This window comes from Stenotrophomonas sp. P5_A8 (genome assembly GCF_056400545.1).
In genome coordinates this window covers 1-1,390 of sequence record NZ_JBFULB010000543.1, presented here as the reverse complement: position 1 = coordinate 1,390, position 1,390 = coordinate 1, and the positions used below count along the sequence as shown (strand labels likewise).

The window sequence follows — 1,390 nt, the reverse complement described above, 5'->3', positions numbered from 1 at the left end:
TGGTGATCCTGGCCGCGCTCGTCTTCGAGTTCATCAACGGCTTCCACGACACCGCCAACTCCATCGCCACCGTGGTGGCGACCAAAGTGCTCTCGCCCGGCTGGGCGGTGATGCTCGCGGCCTTCATGAACCTCCTCGGCGCCCTGACCGGCACCGCCGTGGCGCTGACCATCGCCTCGGGCCTGCTCAACACCAACGTGGTCGATGTGACCCCGCAGGTGATCCTGTGCGCGCTGCTGGGCGGCATCATCTGGAACCTGATCACGTGGTGGAAGGGGCTGCCGTCCTCGTCTTCGCACGCCCTGATCGGTGGCCTGTGCGGCGCTGGCCTGGCCGCGGCCCACAACAACTGGGATGCGCTGATCTGGTCCGAACGCATCGGCACCTGGGCCCAGAACAAGGGCCTGCTGTGGAAGGTGTTCCTGCCGATGATCACCTCGCCGATCGCAGGTTTCCTGCTCGGCATTCTGGTGATGCTGCTGCTGTGGGCGATCATCGCCGGCATGGCCAAGGCCGGTGGCTGGCTCGGGCGCATGGCGCGGCCGCGCATCGTCAATGCGTTCTTCGGCAAGGCACAGATCGCCTCGGCGGCCTACATGGGCTTTGCCCACGGCCACAACGATGCGCAGAAGACCATGGGCATCATCGCCATGACCCTGATCGGCGCCGAGGCGACCGGTGCGTTGAACGAACTGCCGTCGTGGCTGGCCTTCATGCACCCCGATGCCAGCGCCGGTGACGGCATCGCGATGTGGATCGTGCTGACCTGTGCGGTGGTGATGGCGGCCGGTACGGCCTCGGGCGGCTGGAAGATCATCAAGACGCTGGGCCACAAGATGGTGAAGCTGCACCCGATCCACGGCTTCGCCGCGGAGACGAGCTCGGCCACGATCCTGACCCTGGCGGCGCACTTCGGCATGCCGGTCTCGACCACGCACAGCATCTCCACCGCGATCATGGGCGTGGGCTACGCCAAGAACCCGCGTTCGCTGCGCTTCGGCGTGATCGAGCGCATCGTCTGGGCCTGGATCCTGACCATCCCGGCCGCCGGCGGCTGTGCGTACCTGATCCTGCGCCTGTTCGAGCTGTTTGGCTGGGCGTAAGTCGCGTTGAATCGGTAGTGCCGAGCCATGCTCGGCTGCAACGAAAAACCCGCCGAAAGGCGGGTTTTTCGTTTTTTCTCCCAAGGAATAGGGGGAGCGTGTTGTTGCAACTGCCGCAGTAGAGGGCGCGCGGCGGTTGGTTTGTCCAAGAGCGGCGTGGATCAGGTGGCGTCTTCGCTTGGGTCTGTCGCGAGCGTCAGGGCCCCGTAGCGACCGGTAGGCCCCTGGCGCAAATGTCCCCCGGCCTGGCGGCCTCCTCCTTTATTTTGCCCAGGAGCCTACCGCCC

The 1,390-nt window shown here is 65.8% G+C and carries 1 protein-coding gene; it reads left to right on the top strand.

Annotated elements, in window-relative coordinates:
- Window positions 1-2: 2 nt before the first annotated feature.
- A complete protein-coding gene (locus AC1DQP_RS20520) occupies window positions 3-1,103 on the top strand; it encodes an inorganic phosphate transporter (protein ID WP_478052435.1) in 1,101 nt (366 codons plus the stop codon).
- Window positions 1,104-1,390 lie beyond the last annotated feature (287 nt).